The organism is Pseudomonas sp. NFACC24-1, from assembly GCF_900115235.1.
Taxonomy (GTDB): domain Bacteria; phylum Pseudomonadota; class Gammaproteobacteria; order Pseudomonadales; family Pseudomonadaceae; genus Aquipseudomonas; species Aquipseudomonas fluorescens_AA.
In genome coordinates, this window is record NZ_FOVS01000010.1 from 71510 (window position 1) to 90915 (window position 19406).

General features: G+C 60.9%; 17 protein-coding genes and 1 pseudogene. 6 read left to right on the plus strand and 12 right to left on the minus strand.

All coding sequences use genetic code 11. The annotated features are described in order from the left end of the window. Positions 1 to 378: 378 nt before the first annotated feature. Together BM317_RS31390 and BM317_RS11725 are read right to left on the minus strand one after the other, a co-directional pair. Positions 379 to 953: pseudogene (locus BM317_RS31390) on the minus strand (hypothetical protein). 105 nt (positions 954 to 1058) lie between these two features. Next, complete coding sequence (locus BM317_RS11725) at positions 1059 to 1481, minus strand: DUF3757 domain-containing protein (protein ID WP_092169469.1); 423 nt, start codon at positions 1479 to 1481, stop codon at positions 1059 to 1061. A 303-nt stretch (positions 1482 to 1784) separates the two neighbouring features. Here BM317_RS11725 and BM317_RS11730 point away from each other — a divergent pair, with 303 nt between their 5' ends. Continuing rightward, the gene (locus tag BM317_RS11730; RefSeq protein WP_092169473.1) at positions 1785 to 2357 is read left to right on the plus strand and encodes a DUF2780 domain-containing protein; all 573 of its coding nucleotides are present in this window, start codon (positions 1785 to 1787) and stop codon (positions 2355 to 2357) included. 47 nt (positions 2358 to 2404) lie between these two features. On the opposite strand, the gene BM317_RS31105 is transcribed toward BM317_RS11730, so the two are convergent. Next, a complete protein-coding gene (locus BM317_RS31105) occupies positions 2405 to 3490 on the minus strand; it encodes an RHS repeat-associated core domain-containing protein (RefSeq protein ID WP_256574128.1) in 1086 nt (361 codons plus the stop codon). 80 nt (positions 3491 to 3570) lie between these two features. Beyond that, positions 3571 to 4467 carry an acyltransferase gene (locus tag BM317_RS11740; RefSeq protein ID WP_092169478.1) on the minus strand — a complete coding sequence of 299 codons (897 nt, stop codon included), beginning with the start codon at positions 4465 to 4467 and terminating at the stop codon, positions 3571 to 3573. Between the two features lie 328 nt (positions 4468 to 4795). On the opposite strand from BM317_RS11740, the gene BM317_RS11745 reads away from it, so the two are divergent. The 4 genes from BM317_RS11745 to creD all read left to right on the plus strand — a co-directional run bounded on the left by BM317_RS11745 (position 4796) and on the right by creD (position 9064). Then, positions 4796 to 5302, plus strand: a complete 507-nt coding sequence (locus BM317_RS11745; RefSeq protein WP_072405814.1) for a retropepsin-like aspartic peptidase RloA2 — start codon at positions 4796 to 4798, stop codon at positions 5300 to 5302. Between the two features lie 69 nt (positions 5303 to 5371). Further along, positions 5372 to 6052, plus strand: a complete 681-nt coding sequence (creB, locus tag BM317_RS11750; protein ID WP_092474368.1) for a two-component system response regulator CreB — start codon at positions 5372 to 5374, stop codon at positions 6050 to 6052. Beyond that, positions 6052 to 7470 carry a two-component system sensor histidine kinase CreC gene (creC, locus tag BM317_RS11755; RefSeq protein ID WP_092474370.1) on the plus strand — a complete coding sequence of 473 codons (1419 nt, stop codon included), beginning with the start codon at positions 6052 to 6054 and terminating at the stop codon, positions 7468 to 7470. The genes creB and creC overlap by 1 nt, the downstream gene beginning before the upstream one ends. Positions 7471 to 7690: 220 nt before the next feature. Beyond that, entirely contained in the window at positions 7691 to 9064 is a 1374-nt protein-coding gene (gene creD, locus BM317_RS11760; RefSeq protein WP_092169493.1) for a cell envelope integrity protein CreD, read from the plus strand. Between the two features lie 197 nt (positions 9065 to 9261). Here the strand turns inward: creD and BM317_RS11765 are convergent, their stop codons facing one another. The 8 genes from BM317_RS11765 to BM317_RS11800 all read right to left on the minus strand — a co-directional run bounded on the left by BM317_RS11765 (position 9262) and on the right by BM317_RS11800 (position 18650). After that, the gene (locus BM317_RS11765; protein WP_092474372.1) at positions 9262 to 9891 is read right to left on the minus strand and encodes a glutathione S-transferase; all 630 of its coding nucleotides are present in this window, start codon (positions 9889 to 9891) and stop codon (positions 9262 to 9264) included. A 191-nt stretch (positions 9892 to 10082) separates the two neighbouring features. Then, positions 10083 to 10262 carry a hypothetical protein gene (locus BM317_RS11770; RefSeq protein WP_092169502.1) on the minus strand — a complete coding sequence of 60 codons (180 nt, stop codon included), beginning with the start codon at positions 10260 to 10262 and terminating at the stop codon, positions 10083 to 10085. Next, entirely contained in the window at positions 10259 to 11389 is a 1131-nt protein-coding gene (locus BM317_RS11775) for a PepSY-associated TM helix domain-containing protein (protein WP_092169507.1), read from the minus strand. Before BM317_RS11775 ends, BM317_RS11770 begins: the two co-directional genes overlap by 4 nt. Before the next feature lie 217 nt (positions 11390 to 11606). Continuing rightward, positions 11607 to 14045, minus strand: a complete 2439-nt coding sequence (locus tag BM317_RS11780; RefSeq protein ID WP_092169512.1) for a TonB-dependent siderophore receptor — start codon at positions 14043 to 14045, stop codon at positions 11607 to 11609. A 251-nt stretch (positions 14046 to 14296) separates the two neighbouring features. Then, positions 14297 to 15271 carry a FecR domain-containing protein gene (locus tag BM317_RS11785; protein WP_092169516.1) on the minus strand — a complete coding sequence of 325 codons (975 nt, stop codon included), beginning with the start codon at positions 15269 to 15271 and terminating at the stop codon, positions 14297 to 14299. Next, entirely contained in the window at positions 15268 to 15786 is a 519-nt protein-coding gene (locus BM317_RS11790) for an RNA polymerase sigma factor (protein WP_072405804.1), read from the minus strand. Before BM317_RS11790 ends, BM317_RS11785 begins: the two co-directional genes overlap by 4 nt. Before the next feature lie 225 nt (positions 15787 to 16011). After that, a complete protein-coding gene (locus tag BM317_RS11795) occupies positions 16012 to 16719 on the minus strand; it encodes a 3'-5' exonuclease (RefSeq protein WP_092169521.1) in 708 nt (235 codons plus the stop codon). After that, on the minus strand, positions 16716 to 18650 hold the full coding sequence (locus BM317_RS11800; protein ID WP_305883212.1) for a putative nucleotidyltransferase substrate binding domain-containing protein: 1935 nt from the start codon (positions 18648 to 18650) through the stop codon (positions 16716 to 16718). The genes BM317_RS11795 and BM317_RS11800 overlap by 4 nt, the downstream gene beginning before the upstream one ends. A 260-nt stretch (positions 18651 to 18910) precedes the next feature. Here BM317_RS11800 and BM317_RS11805 point away from each other — a divergent pair, with 260 nt between their 5' ends. After that, positions 18911 to 19357, plus strand: a complete 447-nt coding sequence (locus tag BM317_RS11805; RefSeq protein ID WP_092169530.1) for a response regulator — start codon at positions 18911 to 18913, stop codon at positions 19355 to 19357. Positions 19358 to 19406 lie beyond the last annotated feature (49 nt).

Here is a 19406-nt window from a genome sequence, read left to right on the forward strand (position 1 = left end):
TTCTGACCGTAGTTTATCGAGTCGCCAAACCCGAGTCGCCATGTGGACGACGGGAAGAACTATAGGCATCGCCTATTGGGCTGGGCAAGGCTCGCTGTTGCGGGGGATTTCCCAAGTAGTTGTGGGATTTTTGGTCGTGAGTATTCAGGCGGGAACACCGCGTCCATTGTGGTGAGGGAGCTTGCTCCCGCTGGGCTGCGAAGCGGCCCCCAAACCAGACAACCCGGTGTGTCAGGAGGATTGAGTTCGCTGCTTTAGGGCTGCTGCGCAGCCCAGCGGGGATAAATCCCCTCGCCACAAAGGAAGAGCAGCCCCTGCTTTTCAGATACCAGCGGCGAGCGCTTCGCACTCGAGCGGGAGCAAGCTCCCTCGCCACGGTTATGGGTGTGCAGCTGCGGCCCCGACCCGGTCGCAGAATTCAGGGTAGAAACCCCGGGCGCTGGGGCCTTGGCAATAGTCTTGCGCCTGGGTCAGGGCATCGGCGCTGAAGTTCAGGCCACGGGGCATGCTGGCGAAGGTGACGTAGCCGCCCTGTTGCGTCTTGATGGCGTCGAAACCCTGCATGTCGTAGACCAGTTCCACGTCATCGTCGGCCAGCAGTCGCGCCTTGACCGTCACTTGCGTGTATTGCTTGCCCCCTGGCGCGCCATTGAGTGCCGCCAGGCCATGGCCGACCACACGCAGCATGTGCGGGACCCAGGGCTCGCAATTGTCCGTGCAAGCGCCGGGACGGTAGAGCACGGTCAGCGTCTCTGATCGCGGCTGACCTCGGTCAGGGCCGGGTCGGAGCGTTTGATGCGATGCTCGATGGTCAACCAGGTCTTCTGCGCGTCGCTGACGTCGTCGGCAAGCTCCGGATTCAGCGGACCCCGCTGGCATTCGGTGACGCCAAAGGCAAGGAGCATGCCCGTCAGAATGACCGCGAGGGTGGCGCCGCCGATTTTTACGTTCATGGGCAAACTCTGCTGGAGGAAGCCGCACTGTACGGTAATGGTGCAGGCGAGGGCAGGGGGCTTTGGGCGGCGGTGCTGGAACGGTGACGCGGTTACCAGGACCGATCAATAAATCAAGTTGAAGTAGTCGCCGTCCATCAACCTGCACACTTGGGTATCCGGGCTTTCGCAGCGATTGCTCATCCACTTTGAAAAGGCCGGTTCCAGGATTTGTTGATCGTCCAACTTCAGATTGATCGCCCCGTACCTGCACGTGATGGTCGCACGGGGGGCTGTCTGCTCGTCCCCATCGTCCTCATGGATGACGTACTCGGCACCTTCGAATTGCAACGAGGTCGGGTCGACCACGTCCACCAGGCTTTCGCTCTTCCATTCGAGGTCTTCCCGAATATCGACGAAGTAAACGTCTTCCAGGGATTCAATGTTCCGGTGAATGTCAGTGACGGCGGGGCACGTTATTTCACTGGCATGGACGGGACCGATGATCAGCAAAAGCAAGACCGCGCCTCCAACCAGTATTTTTTTCATGTGCCAGGCTCCAGGGCTCAGTTCGACAATTTCACGGCTTTGGTCGGGGCGGGCTACTGTCAATGTTGGCCGTTATTTATGTCAATTTAGAACTGTATAGGGATGTTTGGTAACTTTTTGCTATATAAAAAGGCGCAGTTTTCGTTAAATCAGATGCTTCCTACGGCCCTTGAAGAATTTTCTGTAATGGCTATCGGCCATTCTCGTAATACGTTTAGGAACAATCCCCGTCCGTGCCAGTCCAACGCACGTTTTAAGCCGCTCGTTATGGGCGGCTTTTTCATGCTCAAGAGGATGTACCGGATGAAGGTTTCACGTGGTTTTGCACTGTCTTGGCTGCTGACACTGGCCGCCAGCCCGGCCTTCGCGCAGTTCAGCCTCAGCGATGCGGCCAATGTGGTGTCGGCGATGCAGGGCAACTCAGGTGAGGAAGAGGGCGTCGTAGCCGCCGCGCCGAAAGCGGCCGGCTTGCTCAACACCCTGGGCTCGGAACTCAAGATCACGCCGGAACAGGCCATCGGCGGCGCCGGTGCGATGCTGGGGCTGGCGAAGAATCGGCTCAGCGAGCCGCAGTTTTCTGAGTTGAGCAAAAGCGTGCCGGGGCTGGATCAAATTGCCGGCAACAGCGCCATTGGTGGGCTAAATGGCCTGGGCGGTTTGTTGGGTGGTGGATCCGATAAAAATGCCCTGCTCGATGGCTTGCTGGGTAATGTCAAGGACACCAATGATTTGAACAATGCCTTCAGTGCGCTGGGTATGGACAGTGGGATGATTGGGCAGTTTGCTCCGGTGATTCTTGAGTATCTTGGGCAGCAAGGTGTGGGTGGTTCGTTGTTGCAAGGACTGGGAGGGATCTGGGGGGCTGGCGCTATCTGATTTTTGAGGCATCGAGCCCCTTCGTTTCGTTCTTGTTATAGAGTCGGTCAGAGGCTTCCTCGACGAATGATAATAATTACATGCTCTGTCTCGAATATCACTTCTTTATGTGAAGGCAGTTTTTCCAGTTCATCGGCAAGGGTATAAGAGTGGCGACGGTTTATTCGGGATTTATAAGCACTTTTAAAGTTTAAGGTCTCACCTGTTATAAGGCTCGTTGGCCTATAGGAATAGCCGGGTGTTGCGTGAGTAGGGAAGAGATTTTGAGCCATATTTAAACTTATTGTTTTGCTGGCTTCAGAGCTACTGATGCCAGGTTTACGACCTAAGCCGACTTCAATTACTTTGTCCAGTGGGGTTTCAGCGGTTCCGCGACGATTGTAAATGTTTTTATTCAAGTAAATTTTAAAATTGCTATTTGAAGCTTGATCTGTCATTTCTTTTGTTTCTTTGGAAACTAGTCTTAAGCTGTTCATGTCGCTGCTTGATAAATATTTCGATATTTCTTGAAAGCTATTTGGATCCAAGTCAGTTAAGCGCATTTTTTTTGCTGGAGAATTCGCAAAAAAATTTTTGAAAAAACGGGTCAGTCTAGTAAATATGTGTCCTGTTGGGTCCGTCCGGTTTATTGGATCTGCTTTACAGTACGCGTATGTGTTCAGTCCCCCTTCCCCAAACGGACTCCAACTATCCGGACTATTAAACCGCATCAAAACCGTATTGAACGCCCGATACCCATTCCCCAACAAATAATGTCCCGTCACTGGATCAGGCCGTTCCCCATTGAACCCAAGCAAACTGAGCAAGCCGTTCTCCGCCGGGCGATGGCCGTAGGGCGTGTAGGCGAGGGGATGGAGGCGGGGGGCGTCGAGGGCGTTCAGGACTGAGCGCTGGTGATCGGTCGCCAGTAGGGTGGTGTCGACCTTTGCATTCTCACGCCGAAGTTGCGCTAACAGTTGGTCGTCATGCTGGAATACGCTGCGTTGCACCGCCCCCTGTATCTCGGTCGCCAGCCGGCTCTTGCAATAAAAGCGCTGGGTGCGGGCCTCGACAGCGGGCGCACAATCGATCAGGCGATCCAGTGGGTCGTAGCGATAGCGGCACAACACGGTTTCATGAGGGGCGGCAGGCATACACCGGGCTCCGTGCAAGGTCCAAAAATCCGGACCCTCAGCATCGTAGGTTTCCCCGCCGCTGCCTACTATCAGAACTGTTAGGAACCCTGCTGCCCTTCGCGACGCAAGGCCGCGATGCGCCGATCCTTTTCAGTCCATAGCTGGTTGACCCAATCCTGCACGTGCTGGCGAAACACCGGATCGTTTTCGTAATCGCCCTGCCACAACGCCGGGTCCAGTTCGCGGGTCTGGATGTCGACGATGACCCTGGGCACCGCGCCGCTGATCAAGTCCCAGAACCCGGGAATCTTCTCTTGCGGGTACACCACCGTCACGTCCAGTACCGCATCCAGTTGTTCACCCATGGCCGCCAGCACGAACGCCACGCCACCGGCCTTGGGTTTGAGCAGATGGGTGAAGGGCGATTGCTGTTGTTGGCTTTTGGTGGTGGTGAAGCGGGTGCCTTCGAGGTAGTTGACCACGGTGACCGGTTGCCGCTTGAACAGCTCGCAGGCGGCCTTGGTGATTTCCAGATCCTTGCCGGCCAGCTCCGGGTTCTTCGCCAGGAACGCCTTGGTGTAGCGTTTCATGAAAGGGTAATCCAAGGCCCACCAGGCCAGCCCCAGGAACGGTACCCAGATCAGTTCCTTCTTGAGGAAGAACTTGAAGAACGGCGTGCGCCGGTTGAGGGTCTGGACGAGGGCGGGGATGTCCACCCAGGACTGGTGATTGCTGATCACCAGGTAAGAGGTATCGCTGCGCAGGTCCGCACCGCCGCGAATGTCCCAGCGGGTAGGGATGCACAGGGCAAAGATCAGTTTGTCGATCTCGGCCCAGGTCTCGGCGATCCACATCACCGCCCACGAGGCGTAGTCGCGAAAGCGCCCGGGCAGGACCAGTTTGAGCAGTGCGAACACCATCAGCGGCCCGAACAGCACCAGGGTGTTGAGCAACAGCAGCAGGGTGACGAAACAGCCGGTGAGCAGGCGGCGCATAGATGACTCTTGCGAACGGGTGGGCGGGCCATGATAAGCAAGCTTCGGGCGGTAGGCCAAATCGGTGTGGACGAATGTTTCACCTTTTGATCGGTATGCTGGGTTTGCTTCTGTGGCGAGGGGATTTATCCCCGTCGGGCTGCGCGGCGGCCCGGATTCTGTACAGCGATTCAGCACCATGGCGAGCGCTTCGCACTCGAACGGGGATAAATCCCCTCGCCACAGGGGCCGCGCCGGGCTGGTTGTTCTCGGCTATCGATCTTGAAGTACGCAGAACGAATCCCTTTGCCACTGTCTAAAAGCCCACCCATACAGGAAGCCTTATTCCATGAAATCCCTTCTCGCCCTGCTTACCCTGGTGGCCCTCCCAGTGCTGGCCGCTGAGCCGACCCTGTACGGGCGCTACGAATACATTGCGCTGCCGGAAATCGGCGGTGAAGTACTCAAGGCCAAGATGGACACCGGTGCGTTGACGGCCTCGTTGTCGGCCAAGGACATCGAGACCTTCACCCGTGACGGCGATGACTGGGTGCGCTTTCGCCTGGCGACCAAGGATGCGAGCAACAAGATCTATGAACACAAGGTCGCGCGCATCAGCAAGATCAAGACCCGCTCCGAAGAAGATGAAGACGACGACGAAAAGATCGCCCCCAGCAAGCGCCCGGTGGTGGAGCTGGAAATGTGCCTGGGCAACGTCAAGCGCACCGTGGAAGTCAACCTGACCGACCGCAGCAGTTTCAACTACCCGTTGCTGATCGGCGCCAAGGCGTTGCGTGAGTTCGGCGCGGCGGTGAACCCGGCCCGGCGTTATACGGCGGATAAACCCGACTGCTGATTTCCCCGATTGACGTGATGCGAGGCTTGGGGCACCGTTCCGGCAACTTTACAGCCGGGCTCGCAAGCCATGCCTCATATCCTGATTGTCGAAGACGAAGCCGCCATCGCCGATACGTTGGTGTTTGCCCTGCAAGGGGAGGGGTTCGACACCACGTGGCTGAGCCTTGGCGCCGCCGCCCTCGATTACCAGAAGAACACCCCGGCCGACCTGATCATCCTCGATGTGGGTCTGCCGGATATCAGCGGATTCGAGACGTGTAAAAATCTCAGACGTTTCAGCGACGTTCCGGTCATCTTTCTGACGGCCCGGGATGGCGAGATCGATCGGGTGGTGGGTCTGGAAATCGGTGCCGACGATTATGTGGTCAAACCCTTCAGTCCCCGCGAGGTGGCGGCCCGGGTCCGGGCGATCCTCAAGCGCGTAGCGCCGCGACCGGCGGCGGACTCCAGCACAGCGTTGTTCCAGGTGGACAGCGACCGGGTGCAGATCAACTATCGCGGCAAACCGCTGAACCTCACGCGCCACGAATTTCGTCTGCTGAACTGTCTGTTGGAGCAACCCGAGCGGGTCTTCAGTCGCGAACAATTGCTCGATGCCTTGGGCGTTGCCAGCGATGCCGGCTACGAGCGCAGCATCGACAGCCACATCAAGAGCGTGCGCGCCAAGTTGCGCCTGGTCCGGGCCGAGGCCGAACCGATCCAGACACATCGAGGCCTGGGTTACAGCTACAGCCCGGGGCACAGCTGATGTCGCTGGGGATCCGGATTTTCCTGGTGTATGTGCTGTTTATCGCCCTGACCGGCTATTTCGTGCTCAACACGGTCATGGAGGAAATCCGCCCCGGCGTGCGCCAGTCCACCGAAGAAACCCTGGTGGACACCGCCAACCTGATGGCCGAGATCCTGCGGGACGATTTCAAGGCCGGCACCCTCAACCAGAATCGCTGGCCGCAATTGCTCAAGGCCTACGGCGAGCGCCAGCCGGCGGCGACGATCTGGGGCCTGCCGAAGAATCAGGTCAGCCATCGCATCTACGTCACGGATGCCAACGGTATCGTGGTGCTCGACTCCAGTGGCGTGGCGGTAGGGCAGGATTACTCGCGCTGGAACGACGTCTACCTGACCCTGCGCGGCCACTACGGCGCCCGCTCGAGCCGTAGCGATCCGGACGATCCGGCGTCTTCGGTGATGCACGTCGGCGCGCCGATCCGCGACAACGGCCGGATCATCGGCGTTGTCACCGTCGCCAAGCCCAACAGTTCCTTGCAACCTTATGTCGACCGCACCGAGCGGCGCCTGTTGGCCTATGGCGCCGGCCTGGTCGCCCTGGGCTTGTTGCTGGGCGGCTTGCTGTCGTGGTGGCTCAGCGCGGCACTGCGGCGTTTGACGAGCTACGCCCAGGCGGTCAGCCAGGGGCGTCGGGTGGAAGTGCCGCATTATCGTGGCGGCGAGTTCGGGCAATTGGCGGGTGCCGTGGAACACATGCGCACCCAACTCGAAGGCAAGGCGTACGTCGAGCGTTACGTGCACACGCTCACCCACGAACTCAAGAGCCCGCTGGCGGCGATTCGTGGCGCCGCCGAGCTGCTGCAAAGCGACATGCCCGCCGCCCAGCACCAGCGCTTCGTCAGTAACATCGACAACGAAAGTGCGCGCATGCAGCAGTTGATCGAACGCTTGCTCAACCTGGCCCAGATCGAGCAGCGCCAGGGGTTGGAAGAAGAAGTCTCGGTACCGCTGGCGGCGTTAATGGACGAGTTGCTGGAAGCGCGCGGCGGCTGGATCGAAAGTCGCCAGTTGAAGGTCGAACGGCACATCGCTGCCGACCTGACGTTGACGGGAGAGCCGTTCCTGTTGCGCCAGGCCTTGGGCAATTTGCTGGAAAACGCCCTGGACTTCACCCCCGTCGACGGCCTGCTACGAGTCAGCGCCGAGCGCCATGGGAGCCGCGTCGAGATCCGCTTGTTCAACCAGGCTGCGCCGATCCCCGACTACGCGCTGCCCCGCCTGAGCGAACGCTTCTACTCCCTGCCGCGGCCGGACAGCGGCCGCAAGAGCACCGGCCTGGGACTCAACTTCGTGGAGGAGGTGGTGCAGTTGCATGGGGGGCAGTTCAGTATTGGCAATGTCGAGGGCGGGGTGGAGGTGGTTTTGCGGCTGCCCTGAAACCGCAGTTGCTATCTGACTAAACACCCATTCCTGTGGGAGCGAGCTTGCTCGCGATTGCGGGGTACCAGTCGGCATAACTGGCGCTGACCCACCGCCATCGCGAGCAAGCTCGCTCCCACAGAGGCTCCTGGTTCTCCACACAATCTCCACATTCCCCCCATAAACCCCTCACACAGCCACCCCAGACTTTCCCTCATTCAAACAGGGAGAGCCCCACATGAACCGCAGCCTCGCCATAAAACTGGGCATGATCGCCCTCTTGATTCTCTTGCTGATGATTCCGCTGTTGATGATCAACGGCCTCATCGATGAGCGCCAGGAATTGCGCGACGGTGTGCTGCAGGACATCGCCCGCAGCTCCAGCTACAGCCAGCAATTGATCGGGCCGATGATCGTGGTGCCGTTTCGCAAGAGCGTGAAGGTCTGGAACACCAACGAGAAGACTGGCGTGCGTTTCCTGGAAACCGTCGAGCGAACGGGCGAGTTGTATTTCTTGCCGGAACAATTCGAACTCGACGGCCAGGTCCGCACCGAAACCCGTGCCCGAGGCATCTACGAAGCGCGGATGTTCCACGCCGATAACCGGATCGATGGCCGCTTCAAGGTGCCAGAGCGCTACGGTGTCGCCGCCAAGGACTTTGCCGACTACCGCTTCGACGAACCGTATTTGAGCGTTGGTATCAGCGATATTCGTGGCATCGAGAACGCGCTGACCCTGACGCTGAACCAGCAGACCGTCGACTTCCTGCCCGGTTCGCGGCTTGGCTGGCTGGGGCAGGGTGTGCATGTGCCGCTGCCGATGATCACCGCCCAGGGCGGCCCCGAGCTGACCTTCGGTTTTGACCTGCGCCTGCAAGGCACTGGCGAGTTCCAGATTCTGCCGGTGGGCAAATCCACCAAAGTGCACTTGTCGGCGGACTGGCCGCACCCGAGCTTCATTGGCAACTATCTGCCCAGCAATCGCGAGATCAATGAGCAGGGTTTCAGTGCCGACTGGCAGACGTCGTTTTTCTCCACCAACCTGCTGGAAACATTGCAAGCCTGTGAGCCGAGCGATGGCTGTGAAGCGTTCCGCAGCCGGGCCTTCGGTGTGAGCTTCATCGACCCGGTGGACCAGTACCTCAAGAGCGACCGGGCGATCAAATATGCGCTGCTGTTCATTGCCCTGACGTTCGCCGGCTTCTTTCTCTTCGAAGTGCTCAAGAGCCTGGCGGTGCATCCGGTCCAGTATGCCTTGGTGGGCGTGGCGCTGGCGTTCTTCTACCTGCTGCTGTTGTCGCTGTCGGAGCACATCGGCTTCACCCTGGCGTACCTGGTGTCGGCCAGTGCTTGTGTCGTGCTGATCGGTTTTTATGTCTGCCACGTGTTGCGCAGCGTGAGCCACGGCCTGGGTTTTTCGGCAGGGCTGGCGGGTTTGTATGGTTTGCTCTACGGCCTGTTGAGCGCGGAGGACTATGCGTTGTTGATGGGGTCGCTGTTGCTGTTCGGCCTGCTGGGCGTGTTCATGGTGCTGACCCGCAAGCTGGATTGGTATGGGGTCGGGGCGAAACCGGCCGCGGCGATGGCCTTCGATCTGGGAGAAGTGAAATGAGTCGGTCGTTGGGGTTGCGTGAGGATCAGCGGGAGGGAGCGATGTTGGTGGTGCTGATTGCCGGGTTGTTTCCGCTGGACCGCAGTGGCCCTATCGCGAGCAAGCTCGCTCCCACAGGAGATCCCGGTCGTCCAGGCGAAGCAACCCAATGTGGGAGCGAGCTTGCTCGCGATGGGGCCGGTGCAGCCAGTGCAGCACTAAACCTTGGGCACCGTCGCTGCCATTGAAGGCCGCAAGCTCACCTCGGCAAACCATGCCGCCAATTGTGGGTTGGACTTGCGCCATTCCAGGTCCGGATGGCGCAGGTCCAGATAGCCCAGGGCGCAGGCCACGCTGATGGACGCTACGTCGAAATGGCAGGCCAGTTCGGCGATCGCCTCGGCTTCGAGCAGGCCCAGGGCCCGGCGAATCTTGTCCCGTTGCGCATCGAGCCACTCGTCCCAATGTTTTTCCACAGGACGTAGCGCGGTTTCGTAACGGATCATCACCGCCGCATCCATGATTCCATCAGCCAGGGAGGCCAGGGTCAAACGCCGCCAGCGAGCCGCACCCTCGTGAGGGATCAGCGGGTTGCCGACATGCTGCTGATCGAGGTAGTCGAGAATGACCCGGCTGTCATGGATCACCGTCCCGTTGGCCAGGCGCAGGGCCGGGATCTTGCTCAACGGGTTGTCATCGATCAGTACAGGGTCCGGCTTGACCGGCGTGAGCTGGCTGAGCTGCAACGCCACGCGATCCTGCTGGCCGGTTTCGTGCAACAGCACCAGGACCTTGCGGACGAAGGGCGAAGCGGGGTTGTGGAACAGCGTCATGCTGGGGGTGGACATGCGGGTATCCTCGATAAACGGCCAGGGGCTTAGCCTAGACAGTTCCGGGGCGGCTGGCGAGGGGGCGGATAGCCTGACTCGATTCCCATGTGGGAGCTCGCTCGCGAAAGCGGTACGTCAGACAAGTCACTGCGATTGACACTCCGTCTTCACGAGCAAGCCCGCTCCCACAGGTTTCATGCCTGGCCGGGTTATCCGCGCTTGAGCAATCCCCAGACTCCCAGTGCCGTTGGAATCCCCAGGCCGACCCAGGCCACTGCATCCCACGCTCCATCGCCCAGCAACGCCGAAAACAACCCCGCCGCGCTCAGTGCGCCAATCAACACGGGAATACCAAACACTTTCCAGAAACTCGACTGCCGTGGCCTCACGAGGCGACCTCCGTACCGACCGTTGCACGCCTGGCCGCCTTGCGCCGCACCAGCCACAGGTAGACGCCGCTGCCGAGGACGATGATGGTGAGCACGTCAAGGGTGGCCCAGAAGATCTGCATCGGCCGGCCACCGTAGTCGCCGAAGTGCAACGGTAGAGACAGGCTCATGACGTCCATGTACCACGGTCGCTCGGCCACAGCGGTGACCTCCAGGGTGCTGGCATCGATCAACACCGGCGTGAGCAAGTGCGAGGTCAGGTGGGTGCTGCCTTTCATGAACACGCCGTAGTGGTGTTGGCTGGAAAACAACGTGCCGGGGAAGGCGATGAAGCTGGGCTCCATGCCCGGCGCGACCTCCTTGGCGATGTCGAGCAAGCGGGTGGCCGGGGCCAATTGCGTCAGCGGCGGGGTGTTGCGATAGGGTTCGACCATGGCGCTGAGGCTGTCGTTGCGCCAGGCGGCGATGATCAGGTCGGCGCACGCGGCAATCACGCCGGTGACGCCCACGGTGAGCGCCCAGACCAGCGTCACCACGCCGATCAGGTTGTGAAGGTCCAGCCAGCGCAGGCGCGTGGATTTGTCCTGGCGCACCGTGGCGAATTTCAACCGGCGCATGAAGGGCAGGTACAGGACCACGCCGGAAACGATGGCGATCACGAACAATAGCCCCATGAACGCCAGCAGCAACTTGCCCGGCAAACCCGCGAACATATCCACGTGCAGGCGCAGCATGACCATCATGAAACCGCCGTTGGCCGAGGGCATTTCCAGGGCCTCGCCGGTGCGCGCATCGAGCATGAAAGTATGGGAGGAATTGGGCTCGGTGTCCGGTGTCGGCGCCATGATGGTGAAGATGCCGTTGGGCTCGTCTTCGTCCCAGCCAAAATACTGGACCACTTCACCCGGACGATGGGCCTTGGCCTTTTCCACTAACTGCTGGAGGTCCAGGTGTGGCGTGTCGGCAGGCATCTCCCGGAACTCGGGAGCGTCGCCCAACAGGTGTTCGATTTCATGGTGGAAGATCAACGGCAGCCCGGTGATCGCCAGCATCAGCAGGAACACCGTGCAGATCAGGCTGGTCCAGGTGTGTACGAAGGACCAGCGGCGGATGGTTTTGCTTTTCATGAGCGATCCGAATGCAAGAGGGCCTCGATGCCTGAGCCCCTTCAGTCAAGCGGCGAAACCTGTGGGAGCGAGCTTGCTCGCGAAAGCGGTGTGCCAGACAACATCAATGTTGACTGTTACGCCGTCTTCGCGAGCAAGCTCGCTCCCACAGGGATTTCATTTGACTGGCAGGTCTCGGGTACAGGTGCCCTCAAAAGGTTTTGCAAATGCTAACCGTTTACCATTTGTAATTCACGCTGGCGACGACGTTGCGTTGGTCGCCGTAGTAGCAATAGAAACCATCGCAAGTGGACAGGTAGTCCTTGTTGAAGATGTTCTTCGCATCCACCGCCACCGTGACGCCTTTGAGGGTCTTGTTCAAACGCCCGAGATCGTAGTGGGCCGACGCGTCGTACACGGTATAGGAGCCGACATGGCCCCAATCGGTGTTGGTGGTATTGCCGTAGGTGTCGCCGACATAGCGCACACCGGCACCGACACCGAAGCCATCCAGCGGGCCGTTGTGCCAGGTGTAGTCCGCCCAGGCGGTGGCCTGGTTGCGCGGTACCTGGGCCATGCGCTTGCCTTTTTCCGCTGCGGTGCCCTTGGTGATTTCACTGTCGTTGTAGGTGTAGGAACCGATGAGCTTCAGGTTGTCGGTCACATCGCCCGAGGCTTCCAGTTCCAGGCCGCGCACCTGGACTTCACCCACTTGGCGGGTGACGTTGTTTTCGGTCACGGAGTTGTTTTTCTGGGTCAGGTCGAACACCGCGGCGGTCAGCAAGGTCTTGGTGCCCGGCGGTTGATACTTGATGCCGGCTTCGTACTGCTCGCCTTCTGTTGGCTTGAACGCTTCGGTGCTGTTGACGGTTGAACCGGCCGCTGCCTGGAACGACTGGGCGAAGGAAATGTAGGGCGTCACACCGTTATCGAAGACGTAGCTCAACGCCGCGTTGCCGCTGAATTTCTTGTCGCGCTGGGTGTTGGTGACGTTGTTCTGGTTGTGGAATTCGGTGCCGGTGTGAATCCAGTCTTCACGGCCGCCGAGGGTCAGGCGCCAGTTGTCCAGGGCGATCTGGTCCTGGACATACAGGCCGGTCTGGTTGGTCTTCTGGTTGTAGTCATACATGGTGAAGTACTGGACGTTGGAGAAATCCTGTCCGTAGATCGGGTTGTGGATGTTGCTGGTCGGCACGCCGGTCGAGCCCCACAGCCAACGCGAATTGCTGTTGGAGCGCTGGTGATCCAGGCCCAGCAGCAGGGTGTGACTGAGGGCGCCGGTCTGGAAGTCGGCCTGGAAATTGTTGTCCACGGCGAACTGGCTGATGTCTTCGTCAACGACACTGGCGCTGCGCTTGATGGTGCCATCGGCGCTGACTGCTTCCTCGGGCCCCGCCGGCCAGAATTGCCCGCCAGCGGAGATGCCCTGGGTTTCCAGGTCGCTCTTGGTGTAGCGCAGGTTCTGGCGGAACTGCCAGGTGTCGTTCAGACGGTGTTCGAACGCATAACCGAGGGCGTAGTAGGTACGGTCGTAGAATTCCCAATCCGGATCGCCGAGGTTTTTGTGGTGGGAAATCTTGCCTGCTGGCGAGGACAGCTTGGTGCCTTGGAGCGGCAGGAATTGCCCGGTGATGCCGGTGTCGTCGCGGGTGTACTGGGACAGGAAGGTCAGGCGCGTGTCGTCGTTGATGTTCCAGGTCAGGCTCGGCGCGAGGTTGTAGCGCTTGTCCGGGATGTGATCGACCTGGGAGTTGCTGTCGCGCACGGTGCCGCTGAGCCGATAGAGGAACTGGCCTTCGTCATCGACTTTGCCGGTGCTGTCGAAGTTGATCTGCTTATGTTCGTAGCTGCCGGCCTGCAACTCGACCTCATGGCTGCTTTCGGCCTGTGGGCGACGGCTGACCATGTCCAGCATGCCGCCAGGTGGCGTCTGGCCGTAGACCGAGGAGGCCGGGCCGCGGAGCACGGCGATGCGCTCAAGGTTCCAGGGTTCGATTTTCGGCGTGATGTAGTTGCCCTTGGGCAGCGGCAGGCCATCGAGGAATTGGGTCGGTACGAAGCCGCGCACCAACAGCCAGTCGTTGCGCGAATCCGAGCCGTAGCCGCTGCTCTGCACGCCGGCGGTGTAGCGCAGCGCGTCATTGAGGTTGAGGACCGAACGGTCCTCCATCTGTTGGCGGGTGACCACGGAGACGGAGCGCGGCAGTTCGACGATCGGCGTGTCGGTCTTGGTGCCGGCGGCGGTGCGGGTGGCGACATAGCCCTCGGTCGGGCCCCACGCGGTTTCGCTGAGACCGGCGCCGATCACGCTGGTTTCCGGCAAGGCCATGACGCCTTCAGGTACGGCCACCAGGCTGTAGGTGCCAGCGCTGCTTTGTTCCAGTTGCAGGCCGGTGCCGCGCAAGGCCTCGCGCAATGCGCCGGTGGCGTCGAACTGGCCCTGGACCGGGGCCGAGGTCTTGCCCGAGGCCAGGGACGGATTCAGGCTCAGTGCGAGGCCGGCCTGGCTGGCGATCTGGTTCAGGGTGCTGGCCAGGGGCGCGGCGGGCAGGTTGTAGGTGCGCACGCTTGTGGCTTGTTCGGCGGCCAGCAGCGGGGCGCTGGTCAACGGGACGGCGAAGGCAATGGCAACGGCCAACAGGCTGGGGCGCAACAGGGTGTCTAGCGGGCGGGACATACGGCGGCTCCTGAATGGAAATATTTCTCAATTGCCTGGGTGCCGAATGAAAGTTGAAAAGTGATAGGGCTGGATGAAAATAATTTAGATTCAGTTTTGGGGGCGACCTGGGTTTTGTGGTGTGTGGGATGGCCTTTTCGCGAGCAAGCTCGCTCCCACATTGACCGGGTCGTCCACAATACTGTGGGCGCCGCCATTCCCCTGTGGGAGCGGGCTTGCCCGCGAAGGCGGCCTGCCTGACACAACATCCCTCAGGGCTTGGCACCGCTCCTCGGTTCCACGACCACCCACCACTTCGTGTGATATCCGATCTGCACCGGCAAAGTCGGCAGCAGGGCGGTCAGCGCCAGGTCGGTGTCGTGCAGCGGGAAACTGCCGGTGATGCGCAGGTCGGCCACTTGTGGCTCGACACCGAGGTAGCCGCGCCGGTAACGCCCCAACTCATGGATCAGGTCTTCAAGGCGGGCGTTGTCCACCACCAGCATGCCGCGGGTCCAGGCATCGGCGCCGGGGCTCAGGGCAACGGTTGGCCCGAGGCCGTCGCGGCGCATCAGCACTTGTTGGCCTTCGCGCAGGATCTGTTCGCTGTCCGTGGCCTGGGGATGCGCCGCCACGGCGGATTTCAACACGCTCAGGCGCGTCCCTTCGTCTTCGCGCTTGACCAGGAATCGTGTGCCCAACGCGCGCAGGCGGCCTTCGCGGGTCTCGACAATGAACGGGCGCGGGTCGTCGTGGCCGGTTTCCACCAGGATTTCGCCTTCCTGCAGGACGATACGGCGCTGCTTGTCATCAAAACGCACGTCCAGCGCACTGTGGGTGTTGAGGTTGATCAGCGTGCCGTCGGCCAGGCGCAGGGTGCGTTGCTCGCCTGTCGCGGTGCGCTGATCGGCCAGCCAGTAATCCAGCGGCAGGTAACGTTCACTGGCAAACAACGCCAGGCCGATGACCGCGACAACGCTGGCCAGGCCGCTGCCGAGCTTGCGTATCCGTCGACGAATGCTCACCCGCGATTGCAGCAACGCCGCCCGCGCCGGCCCATTGGCCACGCTGAAGCGCTGGTCGAGCATGCCCAATTGCCGCCAGGCGCGGGCGTGCTCTTCATCGGCGGCATGCCAGCGGGCGAACGCTTCATGCTCCTGGGCGCTGCTCGCGTCCAAGGACAACTGCCAGGCAATGGCGGCATCCAGCACGCTGGCCGAGACCGGTTTGGCATGGGCCTGGCTCATGTCGGTTCACCGTACAGGGCGATGTAGCACTGCCGGATGCCCTGGGCCAGGTACTGCCGTACCCGCGGCACCGAAACCCCCAGGCGCTCGGCGATTTCGGCGTGGCCGAGGCCGTCGAGGCGGTTATAGAGGAAGGCTGCGCGGGCCTTGCTGGACAGTTTGCCGAGCAGGCGATCGATGGCCTTGAGGTCTTCCAGGATGATTTGCTGTTCTTCCACCGAAGGCTGCTCGGCCTCGGGGATCAGCATCAGTTCGGTGAGGTAAGCCTGCTCCAATGCCGCTCGACGGAAATAATCGAACAACAAGCCCTTGGCGATGGCCACCAGAAACGCCCGGGGTTCGCGGGGCGCCTTCAGGTCCTCGCGACCCAGCAAGCGCACAAAAGTGTCCTGGCTCAGGTCTTCCGCCCGGTGCGCACACGCCACGTTGCGTCGCAGCCATGCCAATAGCCAAGCGCGATGGTCACGGTACAACGCACCAACCAAATCACTATGAGGACTGGGAACTGACGACACGAAGCATCACCGACGTTTTAAGTAACGAGAATTGTTCGCGATTGTGGCAGAGGCGGGGGCGGGAAAGCAATTGGCGCTGGTCGGGCGGTGCAGGTAAGGAAATTGAGGCCGGGTTCTGTGTGGGAGCGAGCTTGCTCGCGATAGCGACAGGTCAGTCAACTTCGATGCCGACTGACAGTGCGCCATCGCGAGCAAGCTCGCTCCCACAGTGAGTGTGTTCATCTTTCAAAGAGAAGGCGCCTGCTGCCGCCGTCTCCACTGGCCCAGGCGCTGTTGCAGCTCAAGCGGGCTGTGGATCTGTTGCTGGCGGGCGCGGCTGAACAGGATCAGCGCCAGTTCCGCCGTGGCCAGGGCGTCGGCGCTGGCGTTGTGGCGGTCGAAGACTTGCAGCTTGAACCAGTCGATCCACTCGTCCAGGCCGGACTTGCGCAGATTGGCTTGTGGACAAAGCATCGGGGCCAAGTCCGCCACGTCGAGGAACGGATGCTGCAGGCGATAGCCCAGATGATCTTTCAAGGCACGCCCGAGCATGTGGGAGTCGAACGGCGCGTGAAAGGCCAGCAGTGGGCTGTCGCCCACGAACGCCATGAACGCCAGCAGTGCCTCCGCCGGGTCGCTGCCGGCGGCGATGGCACTGGGCGCCAGGCCATGGATCAACACACTGGGGCCGAGCTTTTGCTGATTGCACTGCAACGTACGTTCGAATTGCTGGCTGAAGTCGATAGCGCCGTCTTCGATGACCACCGCGCCGATGGACAGCACCTGGTCCTTGTTCAGGTTCAAGCCGGTGGTTTCCAGGTCCAGGACGACCCAGCGTTGCGCCCGCAGGTCGCCTTCGCCCAGTGGCGAGGGCGCGGGCAGGTGCTCCAGGCGCTGCTGCAGCGCGTCGGGCAATGTCGGCTGGGCCGGGCGCAGCCAGGAAAACAGGTTCACAACTGGTACCTCAGCGTTAGGCTGCTTTGCAGGCGTTGGGCCTGGCGCAGGGATTCGCGCAGGATGCGTCGGTCCAGATGGTTGAGGCTGTCGGGGTCGACGCGGTTGGAATAGGGCAGGTTCTCGCGGGTTTGCAGTTGGTGTTGCTGCATGCGGGTCTGCTGGATGAAGTGATAGGCCTCTTCATAGGCCGCGCCATCGAGCGGTTCGATCACTTCCTTGACGACCAGTTGCCGCAGGCGTTCCAGGGTATTGTTGGCTTCGATGCCGTTGGCCAGGGCCAGCAGGCGGGCGCCGTCGACGAAGGGCGTCAGGCCCTGCACTTTCAAGTCCAGGGTCGCCTTTTCGCCATTCTTGCGGCTCAGCACGAAATCCCTGAAGCGTCCCACCGGCGGGCGATGACGCAGTGCGTTCGCGGCCATCATGCGCTGGAACAAGCGATTGTCGGCCACTTGATCAAGGATCTGCTGGCGCAACTGCTCGCAACCTTGCTCATCGCCCCAGACCACCCGCAGGTCGAAATAGATGCTCGAACCCAGCAGGTTTTCCGGCGTCGCTTCGCGAATAAATGACGCGAAGCGCCGGGCCCATTCGGCGCGGGACAGGCACAGCTCGGGGTTGCCGGCCATGATGTTGCCCTTGCACAAGGTGAAGCCGCACTGAGCCAGGCTCTGGTTGATCTGTTGGGCGATGGGCAGCAGCAGGCCGCGGATCTGCGCGGCATGGGCGGCGTCCCGGGCTTCGAACAATATGCCGTTGTCCTGGTCGGTGTGCAGGGTTTGCTCGCGCCGGCCTTCACTGCCGAAACACAGCCAACTGAACGGCACCCCCGGGTCGCCTTTGTCGGCCAGGGTCAGCTCGATGACGCGGCACACGGTGTGGTCGTTGAGCAGGGTGATGATGTGGGTGATCTGGGTCGAGGACGCGCCGTGGGCCAGCATGCGCTCCACCAGTTGGCCGATCTCGCCGCGCAGGGCCACGAGGTTTTCCACCCTGGGGGCGTTGCGGATGGTCCGGGCCAGGTGCACCAGGTCGACGCGCTGCAAGGAAAACAGATCGCGCTCCGAGACCACGCCACACAGGCGCTGGTCCTTGACCAGGCAGACGTGGGCGATGTGGCGCTCGGTCATGGCGATGGCCGCGTCGAAGGCGCTGTGGTCCGGCGAAAGGAAGAAGGGAGCCTGGGTCATGTGTCCTGCGATGGCCTGGGAAAAGTCCCCGGAACCATCGGCCACCACCTGGCGCAGGTCGCGCAAAGTGAAAATCCCCACTGGTGCTTTTTGCTCATTGACCACCACGATGCTGCCGACCTGCTGCTCGTGCATCATTTTCACGGCTTCGCGCAGCGGCATGTCCGGGCTGCAACTGACTGGATGGCGCATCGCCAGTTCCCCCAGCCGCGTATTGAGGGAGTACTGGGTGCCCAGGGTTTGCGCGGATTTCTGCTGGACCTGTTGGTTGACCTGATCGAGCAGGCTGCTGACCCCGCGCAGGGCGAAATCGCGAAACGGGGCGGACAGGGCGAAGAGCTTGATGAAGGCCAGTTTGTTCAGTTGCAGGCAGAACGTGTCTTCGCCGGCCCGGTGCTCGGTGCGCGTGGCCCGTTCGCCCAGTAGCGCGGCAAGGGGGAAACATTCGCCGGTGGTGATCTCGAAGGTGGTCTCGGTGCCACCCTTGGCCGAATGCGGGCGTTCGCCCACCACCCGGCCCTGCTTGACGATGTAAAAGTGCTCCACCGGGCCGTCGGCCGGTTTGATGATGGTGTCGCCCGGGGCGTAGAAACGCAGCAGGCATTGCTCCACCAGATACGCCAGGTGGGCATTTTCCATTTGGTTGAACGGCGGAAAGCGCTGGAGAAACTGCAGCGTCCCCTGGATGTTTTGCAACACCGCGGTTTTCCCTGCCTGGATGAAGGCGTCCGCTTTTTTCATAGCCATTACGCAGTCTTATTCGAATTGTTGTGGTCGGATCTGTTCTGCCATGGTCGGCCCCTCAGCGCGGGGTGCCCATTGGACGTAAGTCTAGGTCGCGGCCTAAGGGCCGCACTCACGGAAAAGTCTTACGCCAGGCGTCAGAAAAATCTTCATTGAATGTTCTTGGAAAAAAATCCGACGAAGTGCACATTGAAGCGCCGCCGAACGATGTCTGACCACTGTGCCAGGGGATCGATTTAAAGAACGTAGAGAGCACCATGCCTGACCACGATATTTTGAGTGACGACGAGCGCGAGGCGCTGAATGCCGTCATGCTGGAACCTGACTTGCCGCCGCAGCGTGTCTTGATCGTTGATGACGATAAGGACGCCCGTGAGCTGTTGTCGGAGATCCTGGCCTTGGACGGAATTCACTGCATGACCGCCGCCAGCGGCGAAACGGCACTCAAGATGCTGGAAACCAAGCCGTCGATCGGTCTGTTGATCACCGACCTGCGCATGGGTAATGTCGATGGCCTGGAACTGGTCCGCCTGGTGCGCGAGTCCGAGCGGGCAGCGCTGCCGATCATCATCGTGTCAGGCGATGCCGACGTGAAGGACGCCATCGAAGCGATGCACTTGAGCGTGGTGGACTTTCTGCTCAAGCCGATCGATACCGACAAGCTGCTGGGGTTGGTCAAGCATGAGTTGGGGATGGATCTTTAAGACCTCCAGTGGAGCATAAACTGTGGCGAGGGGATTTATCCCCGCTGGC

Coding starts and splice junctions, on each gene's coding strand:
- BM317_RS11765 (WP_092474372.1), bottom strand. CDS start 9,891: ATGTCCACCCCCAGCATGACGCTGTTCCACAACCCCGCTTCGCCCTTC.
- BM317_RS11805 (WP_092169530.1), top strand. CDS start 18,911: ATGCCTGACCACGATATTTTGAGTGACGACGAGCGCGAGGCGCTGAAT.
- BM317_RS11745 (WP_072405814.1), top strand. CDS start 4,796: ATGAAATCCCTTCTCGCCCTGCTTACCCTGGTGGCCCTCCCAGTGCTG.
- BM317_RS11730 (WP_092169473.1), top strand. CDS start 1,785: ATGAAGGTTTCACGTGGTTTTGCACTGTCTTGGCTGCTGACACTGGCC.
- creB (WP_092474368.1), top strand. CDS start 5,372: ATGCCTCATATCCTGATTGTCGAAGACGAAGCCGCCATCGCCGATACG.
- BM317_RS11775 (WP_092169507.1), bottom strand. CDS start 11,389: ATGAAAAGCAAAACCATCCGCCGCTGGTCCTTCGTACACACCTGGACC.
- BM317_RS11725 (WP_092169469.1), bottom strand. CDS start 1,481: ATGAAAAAAATACTGGTTGGAGGCGCGGTCTTGCTTTTGCTGATCATC.
- BM317_RS11785 (WP_092169516.1), bottom strand. CDS start 15,271: ATGAGCCAGGCCCATGCCAAACCGGTCTCGGCCAGCGTGCTGGATGCC.
- BM317_RS11780 (WP_092169512.1), bottom strand. CDS start 14,045: ATGTCCCGCCCGCTAGACACCCTGTTGCGCCCCAGCCTGTTGGCCGTT.
- creD (WP_092169493.1), top strand. CDS start 7,691: ATGAACCGCAGCCTCGCCATAAAACTGGGCATGATCGCCCTCTTGATT.
- BM317_RS11800 (WP_305883212.1), bottom strand. CDS start 18,650: ATGAAAAAAGCGGACGCCTTCATCCAGGCAGGGAAAACCGCGGTGTTG.
- BM317_RS11740 (WP_092169478.1), bottom strand. CDS start 4,467: ATGCGCCGCCTGCTCACCGGCTGTTTCGTCACCCTGCTGCTGTTGCTC.
- creC (WP_092474370.1), top strand. CDS start 6,052: ATGTCGCTGGGGATCCGGATTTTCCTGGTGTATGTGCTGTTTATCGCC.
- BM317_RS31105 (WP_256574128.1), bottom strand. CDS start 3,490: ATGCCTGCCGCCCCTCATGAAACCGTGTTGTGCCGCTATCGCTACGAC.